The organism is Kitasatospora albolonga, from assembly GCF_039535905.1.
GTDB lineage: Bacteria > Actinomycetota > Actinomycetes > Streptomycetales > Streptomycetaceae > Kitasatospora > Kitasatospora albolonga.
This window is the reverse complement of the sequence record NZ_BAAAYB010000032.1, coordinates 1-19,534: the sequence shown is the minus strand read 5'-3', so window position 1 is coordinate 19,534 and position 19,534 is coordinate 1. Positions and strand designations below refer to the sequence as shown.

17 protein-coding genes and 1 pseudogene are annotated in these 19,534 nt (G+C 74.4%); 10 read left to right on the top strand and 8 right to left on the bottom strand.

The annotated features are described in order from the left end of the window. Nucleotides 1-17: 17 nt before the first annotated feature. Nucleotides 18-2,474 (bottom strand): M60 family metallopeptidase, encoded by a 2,457-nt coding sequence (locus ABD946_RS07990; protein WP_345281441.1) that lies wholly within the window; start codon nucleotides 2,472-2,474, stop codon nucleotides 18-20. Between the two features lie 144 nt (nucleotides 2,475-2,618). Here ABD946_RS07990 and ABD946_RS07985 point away from each other — a divergent pair, with 144 nt between their 5' ends. Then, complete coding sequence (locus ABD946_RS07985) at nucleotides 2,619-2,948, top strand: hypothetical protein (RefSeq protein WP_345281439.1); 330 nt, start codon at nucleotides 2,619-2,621, stop codon at nucleotides 2,946-2,948. Nucleotides 2,949-3,029: 81 nt separating this feature from the next. Here the strand turns inward: ABD946_RS07985 and ABD946_RS07980 are convergent, their stop codons facing one another. Beyond that, complete coding sequence (locus ABD946_RS07980) at nucleotides 3,030-6,584, bottom strand: S8 family serine peptidase (RefSeq protein WP_345281437.1); 3,555 nt, start codon at nucleotides 6,582-6,584, stop codon at nucleotides 3,030-3,032. Between the two features lie 244 nt (nucleotides 6,585-6,828). Here ABD946_RS07980 and ABD946_RS07975 point away from each other — a divergent pair, with 244 nt between their 5' ends. The 5 genes from ABD946_RS07975 to ABD946_RS07955 all read left to right on the top strand — a co-directional run bounded on the left by ABD946_RS07975 (nucleotide 6,829) and on the right by ABD946_RS07955 (nucleotide 9,957). Next, nucleotides 6,829-7,158 (top strand): hypothetical protein, encoded by a 330-nt coding sequence (locus tag ABD946_RS07975; RefSeq protein ID WP_345281435.1) that lies wholly within the window; start codon nucleotides 6,829-6,831, stop codon nucleotides 7,156-7,158. A gap of 113 nt (nucleotides 7,159-7,271) precedes the next feature. After that, nucleotides 7,272-7,952: a hypothetical protein gene (locus tag ABD946_RS07970; protein WP_345281433.1), complete on the top strand. Its 681-nt coding sequence runs from the start codon at nucleotides 7,272-7,274 to the stop codon at nucleotides 7,950-7,952. Between the two features lie 254 nt (nucleotides 7,953-8,206). After that, on the top strand, nucleotides 8,207-8,944 hold the full coding sequence (locus tag ABD946_RS07965) for a hypothetical protein (RefSeq protein WP_345281431.1): 738 nt from the start codon (nucleotides 8,207-8,209) through the stop codon (nucleotides 8,942-8,944). Between the two features lie 26 nt (nucleotides 8,945-8,970). Further along, on the top strand, nucleotides 8,971-9,357 hold the full coding sequence (locus ABD946_RS07960) for a VOC family protein (RefSeq protein WP_345281429.1): 387 nt from the start codon (nucleotides 8,971-8,973) through the stop codon (nucleotides 9,355-9,357). Nucleotides 9,358-9,444: 87 nt separating this feature from the next. Continuing rightward, nucleotides 9,445-9,957, top strand: coding sequence for a DinB family protein (locus ABD946_RS07955; protein ID WP_345281427.1), 513 nt, complete (start codon nucleotides 9,445-9,447; stop codon nucleotides 9,955-9,957). Between the two features lie 7 nt (nucleotides 9,958-9,964). On the opposite strand, the gene ABD946_RS07950 is transcribed toward ABD946_RS07955, so the two are convergent. The 4 genes from ABD946_RS07950 to ABD946_RS07935 all read right to left on the bottom strand — a co-directional run bounded on the left by ABD946_RS07950 (nucleotide 9,965) and on the right by ABD946_RS07935 (nucleotide 12,391). Continuing rightward, the gene (locus ABD946_RS07950) at nucleotides 9,965-10,513 is read right to left on the bottom strand and encodes a GNAT family N-acetyltransferase (RefSeq protein WP_345281426.1); all 549 of its coding nucleotides are present in this window, start codon (nucleotides 10,511-10,513) and stop codon (nucleotides 9,965-9,967) included. 56 nt (nucleotides 10,514-10,569) lie between these two features. After that, nucleotides 10,570-11,235, bottom strand: coding sequence for a class I SAM-dependent DNA methyltransferase (locus tag ABD946_RS07945; RefSeq protein WP_345281424.1), 666 nt, complete (start codon nucleotides 11,233-11,235; stop codon nucleotides 10,570-10,572). A gap of 62 nt (nucleotides 11,236-11,297) precedes the next feature. After that, nucleotides 11,298-11,756 carry a GNAT family N-acetyltransferase gene (locus ABD946_RS07940; protein ID WP_345281422.1) on the bottom strand — a complete coding sequence of 153 codons (459 nt, stop codon included), beginning with the start codon at nucleotides 11,754-11,756 and terminating at the stop codon, nucleotides 11,298-11,300. Between the two features lie 5 nt (nucleotides 11,757-11,761). After that, nucleotides 11,762-12,391: a transglutaminase domain-containing protein gene (locus ABD946_RS07935; protein WP_345281420.1), complete on the bottom strand. Its 630-nt coding sequence runs from the start codon at nucleotides 12,389-12,391 to the stop codon at nucleotides 11,762-11,764. Nucleotides 12,392-12,843: 452 nt separating this feature from the next. Between ABD946_RS07935 and ABD946_RS07930 the strand changes: the two genes are divergently transcribed. Beyond that, the gene (locus tag ABD946_RS07930; RefSeq protein ID WP_345281418.1) at nucleotides 12,844-13,659 is read left to right on the top strand and encodes an ATP-binding cassette domain-containing protein; all 816 of its coding nucleotides are present in this window, start codon (nucleotides 12,844-12,846) and stop codon (nucleotides 13,657-13,659) included. Further along, a complete protein-coding gene (locus ABD946_RS07925) occupies nucleotides 13,656-14,579 on the top strand; it encodes a hypothetical protein (RefSeq protein WP_345281416.1) in 924 nt (307 codons plus the stop codon). The genes ABD946_RS07930 and ABD946_RS07925 overlap by 4 nt, the downstream gene beginning before the upstream one ends. Here ABD946_RS07925 and ABD946_RS07920 read toward each other — a convergent pair. Next, nucleotides 14,534-17,449 carry an FAD-binding and (Fe-S)-binding domain-containing protein gene (locus tag ABD946_RS07920; RefSeq protein ID WP_345281414.1) on the bottom strand — a complete coding sequence of 972 codons (2,916 nt, stop codon included), beginning with the start codon at nucleotides 17,447-17,449 and terminating at the stop codon, nucleotides 14,534-14,536. The genes ABD946_RS07925 and ABD946_RS07920 overlap by 46 nt on opposite strands. Before the next feature lie 165 nt (nucleotides 17,450-17,614). Here ABD946_RS07920 and ABD946_RS07915 point away from each other — a divergent pair, with 165 nt between their 5' ends. After that, complete coding sequence (locus ABD946_RS07915; RefSeq protein WP_345281412.1) at nucleotides 17,615-18,028, top strand: VOC family protein; 414 nt, start codon at nucleotides 17,615-17,617, stop codon at nucleotides 18,026-18,028. Nucleotides 18,029-18,059: 31 nt separating this feature from the next. Here the strand turns inward: ABD946_RS07915 and ABD946_RS07910 are convergent. Continuing rightward, nucleotides 18,060-19,003 (bottom strand): annotated as a pseudogene (locus tag ABD946_RS07910) (quinone oxidoreductase family protein). Nucleotides 19,004-19,112: 109 nt separating this feature from the next. Between ABD946_RS07910 and ABD946_RS07905 the strand changes: the two are divergent. Next, a partial coding sequence (locus ABD946_RS07905; RefSeq protein WP_345281410.1) for a MarR family winged helix-turn-helix transcriptional regulator occupies nucleotides 19,113-19,534 on the top strand: 422 nt, incomplete at its 3' end.

Genomic DNA, 19,534 nt, shown 5'->3' with positions numbered 1-19,534 from the left:
CGGGCACCACCGTGCGGTCAGGGCTCCCGGCGACCCGTCAGACCGGAGGGGGCGGCCGGGAGTCCGAGCGCCGCCAGGTCCTGCCGGGCGGCGGCGGTGAGCGGGACGCCCCAGGCCAGGTAGAAGGCGGTCAGGTCCTGACCGGCCACCCGGCTGGTGGTCAGTGCGAGCCCGGCCCAGCGGTCGGTGCCCGTCGGCGGGTCGACCCGCACCGCGTGCTGGACGGCCGGCCAGAAGCCCTCGCCGTACTCCAGCGTCAACTGCTGCAGCATCACCAGCTGTTCGAAGGCGCCGAAGTCCGACCCGTAGGAGACGCCGGACCGTCCGAGCTTCGGCAGTGCGGTGTCGTAGGCCTTCTCGGCGACCAGCCGGGAGGGCCGGCCGAGCGCCTTGGCCACCGCGAGGGAGTGCAGGTTGACCGAGACCTCCGTCAACTCGCCCGGTTTGACCGCCCGTTGCTGCCGGTGGTGGCCCTGCTCGTGCCAGACGCCCCAGCCCGCCGAGGCGCCGTCGGCGATCCAGGAGACGGATTCGTCCTGGAAGCCCGTGTAGTCGTTGGTGGCGAAGGCGGCCCCGGCCCGCCGCTCCACCTCCACGTAGTGGAAGGGGAACACCCCGGGCGAGTCCGGCCCCGGCGCGGTGCTCGCGTCGGCGGCCCCGGGCGGGGTGAGCCCGGCGGAGGCGTCCTCGATCGCCCGGGCGCACTCCAGGTGCCGCAGCACCGGCTCCGGCGAGGCGGCCGCGTACCGTGCTGCACCCTCCCGGGTGAGCGTCACCACCGTCCGACCGGCCACCAACTCGGCGTAGCGGGTGGGTCGTTCGGCCAGCAGGGTGCGCCACTCGGCGGCCGTGGTGCGGCCCAGAACGAAGACCGGGGCGGCCTGGCCGCCGTCCAGGGTGACGGTGACCCGGTCGGTGGCCGCACCGTCGAAGGCGAGGTACACCATGCCGCCGCGGTGGTCGCGGACCGGGGTGGAGCCGCTGGTGGCGACCGGGTAGCGGCGGGCGGAGACCAGCCGGGAGCCGACCGGCGGGCCGACCAGCACCCGCAGGCTCCCGGTGGCCGGGGCCCCGGTGACGGAGACGGTGAGCGTCCCGCCGGGCGGCAGGTGGAGACCGGTCGGCCGGATGTCGGAGGGCAGTTGGTCCAGCCCTTGGCGCTGCCGCTCCTGCTCGGCCGAGGGCAGGCCGGTGAGGGTGACGGCGTAGGGCCGGCCCGGTACCGGCGGGACGAAGGGCGGCAGGCCGTCCGGCCCGGTCGGGCTCGGACAGGCCGGGGCGGTGAGCACGGCCTCGGGGCTCGGGGCGGACTCGGCGCCGTCGGCGGAGACCGCGGTCACGGTGTAGCGGTGCAGGCCGCCCGGCCCCAGGCCGTCGTCCCGGAAGCTGCGCCCGGTGGTCACGCCGATCCGGCCGCCGTCGCGGCGGACGGCGTAGCCGGCCGGGGCGGGGCCGCTCGGGGCCGGCCAGGAGAGGGTGGCCGAGGTCGGTGAGGCGGCCTTGGCGGTGGGGGCGCCCGGAGCGGCCTGCACCCTGGCCGGGCCCGGCAGGTCGGTGGCGGGGACCGCGGCCCAGGACTGGTTGGCGCCGCCGTTCGCCCCGTACAGCCCGGCGGTGCCGGAGGAGCGGAAGTGGTCGAGCGCGAGCGTCGGGTCGGCGGCCCAGCGCAGCACGCCGGTGGCCGGGTCGTACTGCCAGCGGGCCCGGTCGGAGCCGTTGCCGACGGGGCGTCCGACCACGCTCCGGTCGGCGGTGACGTCCAGCACGGGGTACGGCGCGGTGGTGGACTGCACCTGGCCGTCAGGGGTGACCGTCCAGCGCTGGTTCGCCGGGGTGGGCGCCCCGTTGAGGGAGGCGCAGGGCTCGACGGTCAGGGTGCGGACCGGGGTCGGCACCGGATCGAGCGTCAGGCAGCGGTTCTCGGTCCGCAGTTCGGTGGCGGTGCCGGTGGGCGGGGTGGTGGCCGTGACGGAGGGGGAGAAGGACCACTGCTGGTTCTCGCCGCCGTGCGGGGCGTAGAGCGAGGCCCGGTCCGCGCCGGTGTTGAAGTCCAGCACGTACCGCGAGCCGTCCTGCCAGCCGAGGCGGCCGGTGGCGGCGTCGTAGGACCACGGCCCGGTCGAGGCACCGCCGGAGCCGGTCGCCGGGACGGCGGCCGTCAGCGCGCCGGAGGCGGGGGAGCTCCCGGCGGGCAGGCCGAGCGCGAGGGCGCCGGGCAGGGCGCTGAGCAGCAGGCCCTGGCCGTCCAGCCGCCACTGCTGCCCGGCCGGGGTGGGCTCCCCGTACTGCGAGGCGCAGGAGCGCAGCCGTACCTCCCGGGAGTCCTCCACGGTCAGGCACTGGCCGTAGGCGCGCAGCTCGGACCAGGCACCGGCGGCCCGGTGCGGCGGTGCGGTCGGCGGAGCGGCGGCGAGCAGCGGCAGGAGGGCCAGGCAGGAGGCGACGGGACGTCTCAGACGGCGGGGGAGGTGCACGGTTCCACCTTTACAAAAAGGGACAAAAGGGGACATGGTTGCGACCAGGATCACCGCACCCGTGGCTGAGGCACCGTCACCACAGCCCCCTGACCTGTGGAATCACCCCGTCGGAGGGGCCGGAAGTCGTCTACTGTGTCCGCCATGGCGACTGATGAGCTCCGCGCGGACGGGCCGGTGACGGCGTGGAACACGAGCTGCGGGCGGTGCGAGCAGGCCGACGGGCTGAGCCCGTTCACGGAACGGCGCACCTCGGTCACCGGGACCAGGGGCGTGCTGCGCTTCCTCGGTGCGGCGGTGCTGACGGTCACGGCCGTCGAGCTGCTGCTGCTCGGGAGCCCGACGGCCGCCACGGTCCTGCTCGCCCTCGCCGCCACGGCCGCGGCGGGCTGCGCGGTGGCGGTGCGCCGGGCCCGGGGGGAGACCGTCACCGTCCTGCACTGCCCGCACTGCCTGACCCGCACCGAGGTCTGAGGCGCCCCCGGGGAGTCCGGGAACGGCGGCGCGGGCCGCTCCCCCCGGAGAGGGGGAACGGCCCGCGCGGTGGAGAGCCGGTCAGCCCGTGAGGTCCGGGCGCTGGGTGACCCGGACCGCGTTGAGCAGGGTCTTGCCGTTGGCGGCGACGAAGCGCACGTCCAGACGGCCGTCGGTGACGGTGGCCGTGAAGGTCTGGGTGAGGGCCGTCCTGGTGCCGGACCTGAGGGCGATGTCCAGGTTGGGGATGACCTCCTTGTCCTCGATCAGCACGTCGAAGACCCGGGAGTTGGGCGACTTGCGGTCCAGCTCGGCGAAGTCCAGCTCGACGGTGTAGACGCCGTTCGGCACCTTGTCGAAGGCGTAGCCGTACATGCCCTCGCGGGCGGTCTGGAAGCGCTTGGGGTCGGCGGTGCCGGCGATGGCCTCCCGGGTGTCCTTGACGCTGGAGCGGCCCTGGTAGCCGTAGGAGCCGGCGGCGTACTCGCGGTCCTTGGTCCAGGTGTCGCCGAGCGAGTCGGTGAGGGTGCCCGAGGCCCCGGCGTCCAGGGCCACCTGGTAGGCCGGGACGACCAGGGTGACGGGCACCGTCAGCTGCGGGGCCCGGCCGCTCGCCGAGCGGACCAGCAGCTGGGCGGTGAGGACCGTGCCGGGCGTGACGCCGGCCGCGTCCAGCGCCAGGGTGACGGTCTGCTGCCCCCCGGTGGGCAGTTGACCGGCGGCCGGGGTGACCTTGAGCCAGGCCGCGTCCACCGCCTCGGTGACGGTGAACGCCGTCGCCGCACCGGAGTTGGCGAGCTGGAGTGTCCGGCTGCGGTTCTGCCCGGCCGGGACGACGGCGGTCAGGCGCGGCACGGACGCGGTGACCCGGCCGGTGGCCAGTGCGGTGGCGGGCTGCTGCACGGTGCCCGCGGTGACGGTGAACGGCGTACCGGAGGTCACGTAGTCGGGCGCCGCCACCTCCAGGGAGTAGTCCCCGGCGGCGGGCTGGACCAGGTAGCCGCCGTCGGTGCCGCTGACGGCGGTGCCGGCCGTGGCCCCGGCGGCGGTGAGCAGCTTGACGGTGGCTCCGGCCAGCGGCTTGCCGTCGTTGGCGTCGGTCACCGTGCCGCGCAGCAGTCCGGTCCGGACCGGGCGGAAGGTGAGCGCCAGACCGTCCGTCACCGATGCGGTGTTGAAGGAGTACTGGAAGCCGTCGGTGCCGGTGGCGTTCTCCAGGCCGACGGTGGCGCCGTTGCCGTTGGTGGGCGCGGCGCCGACGTCCTTGTACCGGTAGGTGAAGCTGCCGTCCTCCCCGATCGCCACCGAGAAGGAGAGCCGGGTGGTCTTGGCCGCGTAGAAGGCGGCGTTGCGCCACTCCACCACGAAGGTGCGGTTCGGCGCGGTGCCGGTGGTCGCGGTGTAGACCCCCGACTGGGCGTCCAGCCAGAGGTCGTCCCAGAACGGGTAGAGCGCCGCGTTGGGCAGCGAGGCCGAGGGAAGCGCGGTGTTGGCGTACACCGTGGAGGAGGCCGGGAAGGAGACGTGGCCGTCGGTGGAGAGGTACGCCGAGGTGTACACCGAGCCGTACAGGGCGACGGGGAACGGGAGTTGGACCTGCTCGGCGGCAGTGTCGCCGGTCAGCGCCAGCTTGGCGGTGCCGGGCGTCCAGCCGCCGGTGGCGGCCGAGCAGGTGTAGCCGAAGGTGTCGCTGCGCACCGGGAGTTCGATGTCCAGCGCGGTGTCGGCGGCCAGCGCCACGTGCCGCCTGGCCTGGTCGGCGCAACGGTACGGGGAGCTCGCGGTGAGGTCGTACTCGCCCAACGGGAGGGCGAGTTGGTAGCGGCCGGCGGCGTCCGTGGTGGCGCTGACCGGGGTGCCGGCGGCGGTGACCACCGAACCGGCCGCCGGGGCGCCGCCGCTGCGGACGGTGCCGGAGACGGTGGCGCTCGGTGCCTGCAGCACGGCGAAGTCCCGGCTCACGGTCTGGTCGGCGACCACCGTCACCTCGGCGGTGGCGGCCAGGTAGCCGTACTTGGAGACGGTCAGGGTGTAGGCACCCTCGGCGAGGTTCGCCAGCGCGTACCCGCCGTCGGCACCCGTGGTGGCGGTGCGGTCGCCGCTCGCGCCGTGCACCAGCACGGTGGCCCCGGCCAGGGCCGAACCACCGGACGTGACAAGGCCGTTGACCGCGCCGACCGGCCCGTGCGGGGCGGCCGAGACGGCCGCGAAGGCGTCCAGCTTCCCCTCGCCGAAGACGTTGTTGCGGGCCGCGGTGCCGCCGCAGGCGGTGGCGTCGGTGTCGACGGCGGTGCGGTTGAGCAGCGCCTCGGTCTCGGCCACGTTGCCGCGCAGGGCGGGGGAGCGGGACCAGATCAGGGCCACCGTGGCGGCGGTGTGCGGCGAGGCCATCGAGGTGCCGCTGAAGGAGGCGTAGCCGCCGCCGGGCACGCTGGAGCGGACGTTCTCACCGGGGGCCGCCAGGTCCGGCTTCAGCTGGCCGTTCTCGCCCGGGCCGCGGGAGGAGAAGCTGGAGATGGCGCCGGCGCTGTTGAAGGAGCCGGAGGAGTAGCCGGTGGTGTAACCGCCCGGGTAGCCGTTGGAGTTGCAGCCCGGCCCGCTGTTGCCGTTGGAGAAGGCGGGGAAGATGCCCGCGTCGATCCAGGCCTGCACGGTCTGCCGGTACCAGGTGTCGTAGAGGGTGCCGCCCCAGGAGTTGTTCACCACGTCGGGTGCCAGGTCCGGGCGGGGGTTCTGCCCGGCCAGGTCGGTCGGGGCGATCACCCACTGGCCGGCCGCCAGCAGCGAGGCGTCCGAGCAGGAGTTGGACTCGCAGCCCTTGGCCGCCACCCACCTGGCGCCGGGCGCGACGCCGACCCGGTCCGCGCCGTTGGAGCCGACCATGGTGCCCATGGTGTGGGTGCCGTGGTCGTTGTTGTCGCAGGGCGCGGCGGTGGAGCAGATCCCCGCCGGGTCGTACCAGTTGTAGTTGTGGTCGTAGCCGCCGCTCGCGGTCCGTCCGCGGTAGGCGCCGTTCACCGCCGGGTGGGTGTAGTCCACCCCCGAGTCGATGTTGGCCACCACGACGCCCTCGCCCCGGTCGCCCAGCTCGTCCCAGACCCGAGGTGCCCCGATCCGGTCCACGTTCCACTCGACCGCGTCGGCGGCCTTGGGTTCGGCCGTGCCGGGCAGCGCCTCGTCCAGCTTCACGGTCACGGCCGCCCGGACCTTGGCCACCTCCGGCTGACCGGCGATCAGCTCCAGCAGCTTGCGGTCGCCGGTGACCCGGATGGTGTTGACGATCCAGTACGAGCGGTACTCGGCCTGGGCGTTGTCCAGCAGGCCGCGCAGGTGCTTCTGGCTGGTGTCGGCGTGCTCGGTCTTGGAGCGGTAGAGCGCCTGGGTCTTGGCGGCCTTGGTGGTGGCGCGCTGCGCCTCCACCGTGCTGGCCTGGGAGTTGAGCTCGACCCAGTACACCGCCTTGTCCTCGTCGGCGAGTTGCTCCAGCACCTTGGGCTCGACCTTGGCCGCGACGGCGTCGGGTGCGCTGCCGGTCGGGGCGGCCTGGGCGGGAGCGGCCAGTGCGGCGGCCGGGATGGCGACGGCGGCTATCAGCGCGGTCAGCGCTGACCTCCATCGCCCGGTCGGATGTGCCACGGATTCTCCTTCACGCGGTGGCGGCGTACAGGGGACGCCGCACGGACGGGTGAGATCGGTGGTGCGGTCGGCATCCCTGCCCGGCGGCCGGTGGCGGGGAAACGGATTTCACATGGCCGTGACATGACATGGCAGACAAGTGACGGACTGTGTCCTGAATCTGACGTTCGGTCAGCGGGCCGTCGGCCACACGGGTGGGCGATCCGGAGTTGCACGGCGCCGGCGACGTGCACAGAGTCGGATCATGACCGCCCCCGCGCATCCCCAGGCCGAGCGTCCGTCGCCCGAGTACCGGGGCCCCGCCGTCGTGCTGGCCGAGGGCCGGGAGATCCCGGTCCGGGCCGAACTCACCGGCAACCTCCCGCAGCTCGGCCTGCCCAGCTGGACCGGCGAACTGCGGATGGCCGGGGCGGAAGGGGTCGGCGAGGCGGTGCGCACCGGCCGCCTGCGCCTCCCCGGCGGCTGGGAGGGCGGCTTCGCGGTGATCCGGCGGATCTTCGGAGTCTCCGCCGTCTGGGTGCGCGGCAACGACCCGGAGGTCTCCCCGGCGGACTGGCCGGGGCTGCCCGGCTGACCCGCCGTCGGGTGAGGGTCCACCCGTCGGGTGGAGGTTCGCCGAGGTGACTCCGTGCGCGACGTCGGCGGGTCGGCGGCCCGGCCGTGTACGCACGGGTATCGTGATGCCGCGTGACGGCAACGGGCTGGAAGGGCGTCGGGCTGCTGCTCTGCGGGCTGGCGATGGTCACCGGATGCTCCGGCGGTGGTTCAGGCGGCGGTTCGGGCGGTGGCTCGGGCGCAACGGCGACCACGACCGCACCGCCCGGGGTGCAGGCGAACTCGGGCCTACCGCAAGGGACTTCGGAGGCCCTGCCCGGTGAGCCGGACTCCGCCCCCGCAGTCGAGGGCTCCGGGAGGAGCTCGCCGCAGGAGCGCACCTCCCCCGGAGGCAAGCAGGGCGGGTTCGACCGGGCCGGCATGGTGTCGTCCCGGATCGACGGGATCTGGCCCAACGCCCGGGTGTCGGTGGAGAACAGGACGGACCAGGCCCTCACCGTGGTCGTCAGCCAGGTGGGCGACTGCCACGGCAGGGCGGCGGTCCCGGTCGACGACGCCGCGGAGCCCCGGACGATCGCGGCCCGGGGCGACATCGCCGTCGCCTTCGCGTTCCAGGGCCCGAGCCCCGGCGGCTTCCCCCTCACCACCTGCGGCACCGTCACCGTGGAGGGCTCACCGGTCCCGGTCAAGGGGGCGGTGACCAGCCCGTCCTTCGAACAGCGGGCCCCCTCGCAGCCCGGGCCGAAGAGCGCCGAGTCCGGCGGGGCGGTCACCTCCTCCGGCAGGCTCACGCCTTCTGCGAGCACCTCCTGAACGGACCCGCGGCGGAGGAGGAACGGCCCGGTGCCGGGGACGGCGAACGGCCCGGTGCGGGGGACGGCGAACGGGCCGGTGCCGGGGAGCGGACCTCTGCCGGGGAGGCGGCCGGAGCGGCGGACGACGGCCCGCGGCTGTGGAGCAGCTGGATCAGCCGGCTCGCCGGCTGGATCGCGCCGACCACCTTCGTCACCGCCCTGCTGCTCTACTTCGGGTACGCCTACACCGATGCGCTCTACGCCCACTTCGGGGTGGACGCCGCGACCCTGGGCTTCTCCGTCCAGGACTTCCTGCTGCGCAGCTCCGCCGCGCTCTACCTCCCGGCCGGGGTGCTGCTCTGCGCCGCCCTCGCGGGCGTGCTCGTCCACTACCTGGTCGCCGCCGCCGCCGATGCCGACCCCGGTGCGGGCGCCTCGGTCTGGGCCCGGCGCGTCCGCCGCGGGTGCCGCGGCCTGACGGTGGTGGCCGTCCTCTGCCTGCTGCTCGGGCTGTCCGCCGGGTTCGGGGGGATCGACGCGGGCGCGCTGGGCACCCCGCTGCTGATCGGGGGCGGCCTGGTACTGGTCCTCTACGCTCGGGTGCTGTCGGTGCGCAGCACCGGTGCGCCCTACCCGGTCGCCCGGGAGAAGGCGGCCCTGGCCGTCCTCGCGGCGCTGATCGCCCTCTGCTCCTTCTGGGCCGTGGGTGCCTTCGCCCAGGAGAAGGGACGCCGGGAGGCGCAGCGGATGGCGGGCAACCTCGCGCTGCGCCCGGCGGTGGTCCTCGACACCACCGAGCGGCTCTACCTCCAGTGGCCGGGCGTGGAGGAGCGCCAACTGCCCGGCGCCGGTGCCGAGCAGCGCTTCAAGTACCGCTACCGGGGCCTGCGGTTGCTGACCGACTCCGACCACCGGCTGTTCCTCGTCTCGCAGGACTGGACCTGGCGCGACGGCAACGTGCTGGTCGTCCCGGTCGACGACAGGGTCCGCGTGGCGTTCCACCCGGGCTGACACCCCCGGATGGCAGGATCGGGCCCATGAGGATCCATCTGACCAGCGTCTTCGTGGACGACCAGGCCGCCGCCCAGACCTTCTACACGGAGGTCCTCGGCTTCCGCACCAAGGCCGACGTCCCCCTCGGCGAGGACCGCTGGCTCACCGTCGTCTCCGCCGAGGACCCCGACGGCCCCGAACTCCTCCTCGAACCCTCCGGCCACCGCGCCGTCAAGCCCTACAAGCAGGCCCTGGTCGAGGACGGCATCCCCGCCGCCTCCTTCCTGGTGGCCGACCTGGCGGCCGAGCACCGGCGCCTGCTCGACCTCGGAGTCCGCTTCACCCAGCCCCCGACCCCGATGGGCCCGGTCTCCACCGCCGTCCTCGACGACACCTGCGGCAACCTGATCCAGCTGATCCAGCACCACTGACCGGCCCGGCGGGCGGTAGCGTGGCCGCGTTGACCGTCCGTCAGGGGTGGTTCAGGTGTGGTTCAGGGGCGGAGAGGTGCGTGCGTGATGGGTGAAGCCGACGAGCGGGTCGGACCGCCGCTGCTGGGCGACGAGCGCGGGACGCTGCGGGGATTCCTGGAGTACCAGCGGGCGACCCTGGCCATGAAGTGCGCGGGGCTCACGGACGAGGAGCTCCGGAGCAAGTCCTCGCCGCCCTCGACCCTGTCGCTGCTCGCCCTGGTGCGGCACATGGCTGAGGTCGAACGGGCTTGGTTCCGGCGGGTTTTCGAGGACAACGAGGTGCCACTGGTCTGGTCGGAGGAGATCGACTTCCAGGCCGCCTACGACGCCTCCCGCTCCACCCGGGCCGAGGCCTTCGCGGCCTGGGAGGCCGAGGTGGAGACCTCCCGCCGGATCGAACGGGAGGCCGCCTCGCTCGACCTGGTGGGGCGTCAGCCCCGGTGGGAGGAGGACGTGTCGCTGCGGATGGTGATGGTGCACGTCCTGGTGGAGTACGCGCGGCACAACGGGCACGCCGACTTCCTCCGCGAGTCCGTCGACGGCAGGGTCGGGGCCTGACCGCGGGTCAGCCCCGGGGCCGCCACTCCTCGCGGAGCATGCCGAACAGCACCTCGTCGTGGCGGACCCCGCCGACCATCACGGCGGAGCGGCGGCGGCCCTCCTCCTGGAAGCCCAGCTTGGAGAAGGCCCGCACCGCCCGCTCGTTCCCGCTCCAGGTGTCCAACTGGACGCGGACCAGCGGGAACTGGCCGAACAGGTGGTCCACCAGGAGGCCGAGCGCGTCGGAGCCGTGGCCCGTTCCCCAGAAATCGCGCTCGCCGATGGTGATGCCGACGGTCACGGAGCCGGCCCAGGGGTCGAGGTCGCGGTAGTCGACCATGCCGATCACCTGGCGGTCCGTCAGCGTCTCGACGGTGAGGACCGCGGACTCGTTCGGGATCAGCCGCAGCATCCTCTCGAAGCCGAGCCCGACCGCCTCCCGGGTGGCCGGCCCGAAGGTCGGGTCCCCGGCGCAGGCCCAGTGCACCACCTCCGGGTCGTTGCGCCAGCGCAGGTGGTGCTCCGCGTCCTCCTCGCGCAGGGCGCGGAGGGCGACGAGACGGCCTTCGATCATGCGGGTGTCCCCTTCGGGGTGGGTGAGGGTCGACCGCACACCGTACCCGCCGGTGATCACGCGAGCGAAGGGTTTTCCTCCCCGGAGCGCCGCGCCAGCAGGAACGCCTGCGGGGCCGTCTCCCCGCGCTCCACGTCCTGCGCGCGTCGTACCTCCGCCCGCACGGTGAACCCGGCCGCCTGCAGCAGCCCGGTGAACTGCTCCGGCCGCCGGCGGCGGAAGTCCAGCGCGACCGGATGCCCGAACGGCTCGGCCACGTGCAGCGGCTCGTCGCCGGTCTGGAAGCCGAGCAGCAGCAGGCCGCCAGGTGTCAGCAGCCTCCTGAACTCGGCCAGTGCGTCCGGCAGCCGCTCGTCCGACAGGTGGATCAGGGAGTACCACGCCAGCACTCCGGCGAGACTCCCGTCCGCCCGGTCGACGGCCGTCAGGGTGCCCTCCTCGAAGCGCACCCCCGGCTGCGTCCGCCGCGCCAGCGCGACCATCCGCGGCGACAGGTCGACCCCGAAGACGTCCACCCCGAGGCCCGCCAGATACCCCGTCACCTCCCCGGGCCCACACCCCAGATCAGCCACCTCCCCGCCGCCGACGCCCTCGGCGAACGCCGCGAGCAGGGCCCGGTCCAGTGGTTGCCCGCCGAGCACGTCCCGGAAGTGCTCGGCGTAGTCCTCGGCGATCGCGTCGTAGAAGGTGCGGGTGGGCGCGAGGAAGTCGTCGTCGGTCATACGGCGAACCTAGCGGTCGGCGGGGCGCGGCGGGTCTTCGCACAGTCCCGTCGGGCAGGCGCTCAGGGGCCGACGGAGAGGAGCAGCTGCGGGAGCACCCGGCCGGGGATCGACTCGGACGGGACGGTGCCGGTGCGGACGGCGCCCATCGCGCGGTAGAAGGGCTCGGCGTTCGGGTCCGCGTCGATGGTGAGGCCGGTGAAGCCCAACTCCCGGGCAGTGGTCACCAGATGGTCGAGGAGCAGCCGGCCGATGCCCTGGCCGATCGCCTCCGGGGCGACGAACAGCATGCCCAGGTCGCCGGTGAGCGGTTCCCCTTCGAGCGTCGCGAAGCCCAGCACCCGGTCGCGGTCGTCGACGGCCACGGTCGCCCGTCGGGGGGCGATCTCGGCCGGAGCGAGGGTGAGTTCGTCCCGGCAGGCCGCCATGAATGCGGCGTCGTAGCCCCAGTACGCCTTCGAGCGAAGGGCCAACCCGCTGAGGAGCCCCGCTTCGTCGGCCCGCGCCGCCCTGATCCGCATCGCCGTCACACAGCGACCAACGGCGGTGGCACCGGTGGCGTTCCCGACGGGGCGGAGTCGACGGTGGCGGGAAGTTCGCCCGGCAGGTATCCGAAGCCGGCGCGGCCCGGCACGGCGCGGGCGAGGTCCTCGACCAGTGGGGCCGGCGGCGCGGCGAAGATCATCGCGTAGTCCCGCTCACCCAGCTCCGGCCGGACCGGCCACGCCAGGCGCTCCCGCTCGAGGTCGTACTGCGCGTCCACCCCCTCCCGATTGCCCCGCGCGTCCAGCCGCGACCAACGGCCGTTGAGGTGCACGGCGTTGAGCGCGTGCAGCACGAACCCGCCCTCGTCGTCCTCCAGCCGCTGGTAGCACAGGCCCGTCGGCACGCCCTGGGCCCGCAGCAGCGCGGCCAGCAGGTGGGCCTTGCCGTGGCAGACCGCGTTCCCCGCCGCCAGCACCTCCGACGCCCGGAACGCCCCGCTCCACACCCCCGCGTCGGCGGAGTGCGACACCTCGTCACGGACGAAGCGGAACGCCGCCTCGGGCCCGTCCAACCCGGCGGCCAGCGCGGCCAGCTCCGGGCGCTGATGGTCGATCACGTCGTCCGCCACCAGGTAGGCGGCCAGGTCCTCGGTCTCCGCTTGCAGCATCATGCCGCCCACTCTGTCGTCGTCGGCGTCCGCCGCACGCAGGATTCCAGTCTGCGGACAGACCCCGGGACGCGGGTGTCGCCGGGCCGCACAACGGCACGTCCGCGCGGAACCCGCGGTCGGGGTGGATGAGGGACACGTTCAGCTCGCGCGCCACCACGCCACGGACGTGCGCGTCGGTCTCGGAGCGCCACATCCGCTCCAAGGCGTCGGTACGCCGCTGCGCTCCCGAGTCGATCACGGAGACCAGCTCGGCCGCTCCGCTCCGCACGCGTGGTTCCGGGTGCTCCAACAGGGCGTAGTGGACGGGGCGTTCACGCAGGAGGAGGGCTTGGATCCGCTCCAGTTCGCCGTCGTCACGTGGGCCGCGTGCCGCGCGGCCGGCCGTGCCGACGACGCGGGGGCCGGAACCACCGGGGCGGGCCGGGCGTTGAGGGGCGGTCGGGTGATCGTGGGTGGAGGAACGGGTGCGGCTGGAGTCGGTGCGGGTGCGGTACGGGCGCCGGGGCGGGTTCGTGCTGGACGGGGTGACGCTGGAGCTGCCGGGCGGGGTGGTGACGGCGGTGGTCGGTGGGAACGGGTCGGGGAAGTCGACGCTGCTGAGGGTGGCGGCGGGGTTGGTGCGGGCGGACGGCGGGGTGGTGCGCGGGCGGCCCGGAAGGGTGGGGTACGTGCCGGAGCGGCTGCCGGCCGGGCTGCGGCTGTCGGCGCGTTCGTACCTGCGGCACATGGGGCGGATCCAGGGGCTCGGGACCGCCGCCGCGGCCCGGCGCGGCGACGAGCTGCTGGAGCGGTTCGCGCTCGCCGGGGACCCGGAGGCGCCGGTGGCCACCCTGTCGAAGGGGAACGCGCAGAAGGTGGCGCTGGCCCAGGCGCTGCTGGCGGAGCCGGAGTTGCTGGTGCTGGACGAGCCGTGGTCGGGGCTGGACAGCGAGGCGCACCGGGCACTGGGGGAGTGCCTGGCCGAGCGGCGGGAGGCCGGGGCGGTGGTGCTGCTGACGGAGCACCAGCAGGGGACGGTGGCCGCCACCGCCGACGCCGTGCACCACCTGCGGGGCGGGCGGCTGGCGGGGGAGGAGACGCCGGCCGTGGTGGCGGTGCGGCTCGCGCGGCCGGCCGAGGAGCGGCTGGGCTCACTGGCCGGTGTGCGGGCCCACGACGGCGACCGCCTGGAGGTCGACCCCGAGCACGCGGACGCGGTGCTCGCCGAGCTGCTGCGGCGCGGGCACTCGATCCACGAGGTCAGCCGGAGCGGAGGGCGGCCCGCATGACCGCCGTCGCCCGCTACGCGCTCGCCGACTTCCTCCGCTCGCAGCGCTACCTGCCCCAACTGGTGCTCTACCTCGGCCTGCTGGCGGTGCTGCACGCCGTGCCCGGGCCGGTCCTCCAGGGGTACGGGGCCTCGGCCGGTGCGCTGCTGCCCGTCACGGTCTGGCTGGCGCTGGCGCTGCACAACACCGAGGATCCGCTCCAGGCCGCCGTCACCGCCGTCAACGCGGGCGGCCGCACCCGCGCCCTGCTCGGCCGTACCGCCGCCGCCGTGCTCGGTGGCCTGGCCCTGGCCGCCGTCGCACTGGTCTGGCCGATGGCGGCGAGCGGGACGCTGCACACCGCGACGGAGCTGACGGACGGTCTGCTCGCCCACACCACCGCCGTCCTGACCGGCACCGCCCTCGGCGGCCTCTGCGCCCGCCCGGTGATCCGCCGCCCCGGCCACGCCTTCGCGACCGCAGCGGTGCTCAGCCTCACCGCCCTGGTCAGCCGTACCGCGAGCCCGGTGAACAGCACCGTCCGTCTCCTGAGCGCCGCCCCGCCCGCCCCGGCCACCGCAACCCTGCTGGCCCTGACCGCCTGGGCCGCCGCCCTGCTGGCCGTACTCACCGCCGCCACCAGCCGGCTTGCCGCTCGCCGCCCACTGACTCGAACCGATCGGCAATGGGGCGCGCGGTGGTGCGCCCGGGGGCGCGGGGCTCTGCTGATCTGCGGCTCCGCCGCGGGGCGCGCGAGGGAACGGCAACACGGGCAACCGGCTCGGATGCCCCGATCCAGCGCTGGTCCGCCTTCCGTACTCGCGCCCACACGGCGGAGCCGCAGATCAGCAGAGCCTCGCGCCCCTGCGGCGCACTCCCCGGTCGCCGGCCGGTCTCATGGCCGGGTGGCGCGCTCCAGGTCGAGCAGGACGGAGTGGTAGGGCCGGCCGGTGGCGTGCTCCATGCCGACCTCGCACATCCGGTTGGCCGAGACGTGGGTGGAGAACTGGCGGGCCGTCACCTCGGCGGCCTCGCGGGCGGTGGCGGACTCGGTCAGTTCGCGGTGCAGCATGCCCCGGTCGCCCGCGAAGGCGCAGCAGCCGGCGTCGTCGGGGACGACCACCTCGTCCGCGCAGGCCTCGGCCACCGCCCGGAGCTCGGCCTCGTCGCCGAGGTGCCGCATCGAGCAGGTGGGGTGGAGCACGGCGGAGTCCACGGTGCGCAGCACGGTCAGCGAGGGGAGCAGCTCGGCGGCCCACACGATCGAGTCCACCACCGTGAGTTCGGCGTGGAGTTCGCGGTTGAGGTCGGTGAGGTAGGGGACCACCTCGTGGGCGATGCCGAGGGTGCAGGAGGAGGCGTCCACGATCAGCGGCCGCTTGCCGCCGCCGGTCCAGCCCCAGGCGGCCTCGACGATCCGGTTGGCCATCAGGACGTTGCCCTCCTCGTAGCCCTTGGAGTGCCAGATGGTGGCGCAGCAGGTGCCGGCCACGTCGTCCGGGATCCAGACCGGACGCCCGGCCCGCTCGGAGACGGCGACCATGGCCTCGGGCAGGGTGGGGCCCTTGTGGCCGGCCGGCTCGCCGAAGATGCGGTTGACGCAGGCAGGGTAGTAGACGGCTGCGGCGCCGACCCGGGAGGTCGGCGGCATCCGGCGGGTGGCGGCGCCGGGGATCTCGGGCAGCCACTCGGGCACCAGATCGGGCCGGACGGCCTTGCGGGCGGCCTCGGTGACGGTGGCCAGCAGCCGGTCGGAGATCCGTTCCGCGGCGCCGACCGCGAGCCGGGCGGAGGCCTCGACCTGCTTGTAGCGGGCGGCCAGCAGGGCGGCGGTGCGCTCCTCGCGCGGGGTGTGGCGCCGGTGCCGGAAGTCCTTCATCATGGCGCCGGTGTCGATGCCGACGGGGCAGGCCAGCTTGCAGGTGGAGTCGCCGGCGCAGGTGTCCACGGCGTCGTAGCCGTAGGCGTCGAGCAGCTCCACGGCGACCGGGGAGGAGTCCGGTTGGCGCATCAACTCCCTGCGCAGAACGATCCGTTGGCGGGGTGTGGTGGTGAGGTCGGCGCTCGGGCAGGTGGGCTCGCAGAAGCCGCACTCGATGCAGGGGTCGGCCACCGGCTCGATCCGGGGGATGGTCTTGAGGCCGCGCAGGTGGCCCAGCGGGTCGCGGTCCAGCACCACCCTGGGCGCCAGGATGCCCTGCGGGTCGAGGAGTTGCTTGGTGCGCCACATCAACTCGGTGGCCTGCGGCCCCCATTCGAGCTCCAGGAACGGCGCGATGTTGCGCCCGGTGGCGTGCTCGGCCTTCAGTGAGCCGTCGAAGCGCTCCACGGTGAGCTCGCAGAACGCGGCCATGAAGGCGGCGTAGCGGTCCAGGTCGCCCTGGTCGGCCGGGTCGAAGGAGAGCAGGAAGTGCAGGTTGCCGTGGGCCGCGTGGCCGGCCACGGCGGCGTCGAAGCCGTGCTCGGCCTGGAGCTCCAGCAGGGCCTCGCAGGCCTCGGCCAGCCGGGACGGCGGCACCGCGAAGTCCTCGGTGAGCAGGGTGGTGCCGGGCGGCCGGGCCGAGCCGATCGCGGTGACGAAGGCCTTGCGTGCCTTCCAGTACCCGGCCACGGTGGCGGCGTCCCGGGTGAACGTGTTGGTCACCGAGGCGGCGGGGGTGGCCAGTTGGAGCTTGCCGAGCAGCTCGGCGGCCCGGGCCTCGGCGGTGGCCAGCGAGGCCTCGTCGGGGGCGCGGAACTCCACCAGCAGGGCGGCGGTCTCCTTCGGCAGGCCTGCCCAGTCGGCGGGGACCCCTGGCACGGCAGTGGAGGCGCGCAGCGTGTTGCCGTCCATCAGCTCGACCGCCAGCGCGCCGGCCTCGGCGAACAGCGGGACGGCCGCCGCGGCGTCCCGCAGCGAGGGGAAGAAGAGCAGCGCGGCGGAGGCGAGGCGGTGCAGCGGCAGGGTGTCGAAGACCGTCTCGGCGACGAAGCCGAAGGTGCCCTCGGAGCCGACCATCAGGCCGCGCAGGATCCGCACCGGGGTGTCGCCGTCGAGGAAGGCGTCCAGCCGGTAGCCGTTGGTGTTCTTGATCTCGTACTTGGCGCGGATCCGCGCCACCAGCGCCGGGTCGGCCTCGATCTCCGCCTTGAGGGCCAACAGGCCCGCGCAGAGCGCCGGTTCGCGCTCCGCCAGCCGCCTGTCGGCCTCCGGGTCGGCGGTGTCGACCACGGTGCCGGACGGCAGCACGACGGTGAGCGACGCCAGGGTGCGGTAGGAGTTGCGGGTGGTGCCGGCGGTCATGCCGGAGGCGTTGTTGGCCACCACGCCGCCGATGGTGGCGGCGATGGCACTGGCCGGGTCGGGGCCGAGCACCCGGCCGTGCCGGGCCAGCGCGGCGTTGGCGCGGGCCACCGTGGTGCCGGGACGGATCCGGGCCCGTTCGCCCTCGACGGTGATCCCGGCCCAGTGCCGGCGCACGTCCACCAGCACGTCCTCGCCCTGTGCCTGCCCGTTGAGGCTGGTGCCGCCCGCCCGGAGCACCACCTGACGGCCCTTCCGGTGGGCGTAGGCGAAGACGGCCGAGACGTCCGCGACCGTCTCGGCGATCACCACCACCTGCGGCACGAAGCGGTACGGGCTGGCGTCCGAGGCGTACCGGACCAGGTCGGAGACCTTGCTCAGCACCTTGCCGGGCCCGAGCAGCGCGACCAGGTCCTCCCGGAGTCCGGCCGGGGTGCCCTCCGCCCGCGCGTCGGCCACCCGGTCACCCGCCGGGGTGGTCGGTGCGGCGGGCCTCAGCGCCCGCGGGTCCGGCTCCAGCAGCGGCATGACGCGACACCCTCTCCTCGTCCCGAACGGCTCCGTCCATCTCTACACGAGGGCGGGCCGGGCACCAACGCGCCCGGCCGACCGCCCCGTTCGAGGTGTGGCGCGCGCACGGTGGTGCCAAGCTCGGTTCTGTCCCACCGAGCCGCGACAGAAACGGGCAGCACCATGCCTACGATGATCTTCGTCAATCTCCCCGTGCGTGACCTCGACCGCTCGCTCGCCTTCTTCAAGGCGATGGGGTACTCGCACAACCCGCAGTTCACCGACGAGACGGCCGCCTGTCTGGTCATCAGCGACAGCATCTTCGTGATGCTGCTGACCGAGACGAAGTTCAAGGAGTTCACGAAGAAGCAACTGGCGGACACGAACACCACCACCGAGGTGATCCTCGCCCTCAGCGCGGAGAGCCGGGAGCAGGTGGACGAGGTGGTGACCAAGGCCATCGCGGCCGGGGCCGGTCCGGCCAACGACCCGATGGACCTCGGCTTCATGTACAGCCGCAGCTTCCATGACCTGGACGGCCACCAGTGGGAGTACGTCTGGATGGACGAGAACGCGGAGCCCCCGCACGAAGGCTGACCCGACGGACGAGGGCTGACCCGACGGACCGTCAGGGGGCGAGCACGACCTTGCCCAGGTTGGCCCGGGCCTCGATCAGCGCGTGCGCCCGGGCCGCCTGGGCCAGCGGCAGGCGCGCGTGCACGGCGGCCCGCAGCCGGCCGGCCAGCGCCAGCTCCCAGAGCTGCTCGCCGTGCTCGCGGTACAGCTCCGGCCGGGTGCGCACGAAGCGGGACATCGAGAGGCCGGTGACGGTCTTGCCGCCGGCCAGCAGGTCGTAGGCGGGCAGGGAGCCGCCGCCGGAGGAGAAGTAGACCATCCGGCCGCCGGGCACCACCGCGTCCAGCGCCCGGGGGAGCAGCTCGCCGCCGACCCCGTCCAGCACCACGTCGGCCGGATCGCCCCACTTCTCGTCGGCGTACGACACCACCTCGTCGGCGCCCAGGCCGCGGACGAAGTCGGCCTTGGCCTCCGAGCTCACCGCGGCCACCACCCGGCGCACCCCGCGCAGCTTGGCCAGCTGCACCAGCAGGTGCCCGACGCCGCCGGCCGCGGCGGTCACCAGGACCGACTCCTCGGGCAGCGGTGCGGCGGTGGCCAGCACGGCCAGCGCCACCTGGCCGTTGCGGCGCAGCGCCAGCGCCTGCTCGGTCTCCAGCTTCGGCGGGATCCGCTCCGTCATGGCGACCGGGACGACGGCCAGTTCGGCGTACGCCTCGCCGAAGGCGAGCGAGACCACCCGCTCGCCGATCGCGAAGCCCTCGACCCCGGGGCCGCCCGCGACCACCCGGCCGGCCACCTCGCCGCCGATCACCCCGGCGCCCTCCGGCAGCGGTCCGCCGCGCCGGCGCCGCGCACCTTGCGGACGCCGGGGAGGCTGACGCCGATCACCTCGGTGCGCACCAGCAGCTCGCCGGGGCCGGGCTCGGGCACCTCGCCGCGCTCGACCCTGAGCACCTCCGGGGCCCCGTACGCGTGGAAGCGGACCCGTCGCATCAGGACCTCCCGGGTGCTGTTCGTTGGTGTACCCAACGGATTCGTCGGCGACCCCACGGTATACCCAGATCATGGGGAGGTCCAACGATCATCGGGCTAGGCTTGTCACGTGAACCAACCACCGCAGGCCCCCGACGCGATCCGGACCCTCCCGAGCTGGCTGCTCGGCCGGGCGTCGGCCCGGGGCCACCGGCTGGTCGGCGAAGCGCTGGCCCTGGCGGGCCTGCGGATGCCGCAGTACGCGGTGCTGGCCGCCGTCGCCGAACTGGCGCCCGTCTCCCAGGCCGAGCTCAGCCGCAGCACCGGGATCGACCCGAAGGACATGGTCGCCCTGGTCGGCGAGCTCCAGGAGGACGGACTGGTCGAGCGGGCACCCGACACCCGGGACCGGCGCAAGAACGTCATCACCCTCGCCCCGGCCGGGGTCCGGCGGCTGCGCCGCGGCGACCAGCTCTGCCGCGAGGCCAACGACGAACTCACCGTCGCCCTCAGCTCGTCCGAGCGGGAGCAGCTGGCGGAGCTGCTGGCCCG

Coding starts and splice junctions, on each gene's coding strand:
- ABD946_RS07960 (WP_345281429.1), top strand. CDS start 8,971: ATGAGGATCCATCTGACCAGCGTCTTCGTGGACGACCAGGCCGCCGCC.
- ABD946_RS07945 (WP_345281424.1), bottom strand. CDS start 11,235: ATGACCGACGACGACTTCCTCGCGCCCACCCGCACCTTCTACGACGCG.
- ABD946_RS07935 (WP_345281420.1), bottom strand. CDS start 12,391: ATGATGCTGCAAGCGGAGACCGAGGACCTGGCCGCCTACCTGGTGGCG.
- ABD946_RS07940 (WP_345281422.1), bottom strand. CDS start 11,756: ATGCGGATCAGGGCGGCGCGGGCCGACGAAGCGGGGCTCCTCAGCGGG.
- ABD946_RS07915 (WP_345281412.1), top strand. CDS start 17,615: ATGCCTACGATGATCTTCGTCAATCTCCCCGTGCGTGACCTCGACCGC.
- ABD946_RS07975 (WP_345281435.1), top strand. CDS start 6,829: ATGACCGCCCCCGCGCATCCCCAGGCCGAGCGTCCGTCGCCCGAGTAC.
- ABD946_RS07925 (WP_345281416.1), top strand. CDS start 13,656: ATGACCGCCGTCGCCCGCTACGCGCTCGCCGACTTCCTCCGCTCGCAG.
- ABD946_RS07950 (WP_345281426.1), bottom strand. CDS start 10,513: ATGATCGAAGGCCGTCTCGTCGCCCTCCGCGCCCTGCGCGAGGAGGAC.
- ABD946_RS07985 (WP_345281439.1), top strand. CDS start 2,619: ATGGCGACTGATGAGCTCCGCGCGGACGGGCCGGTGACGGCGTGGAAC.
- ABD946_RS07920 (WP_345281414.1), bottom strand. CDS start 17,449: ATGCCGCTGCTGGAGCCGGACCCGCGGGCGCTGAGGCCCGCCGCACCG.
- ABD946_RS07955 (WP_345281427.1), top strand. CDS start 9,445: ATGGGTGAAGCCGACGAGCGGGTCGGACCGCCGCTGCTGGGCGACGAG.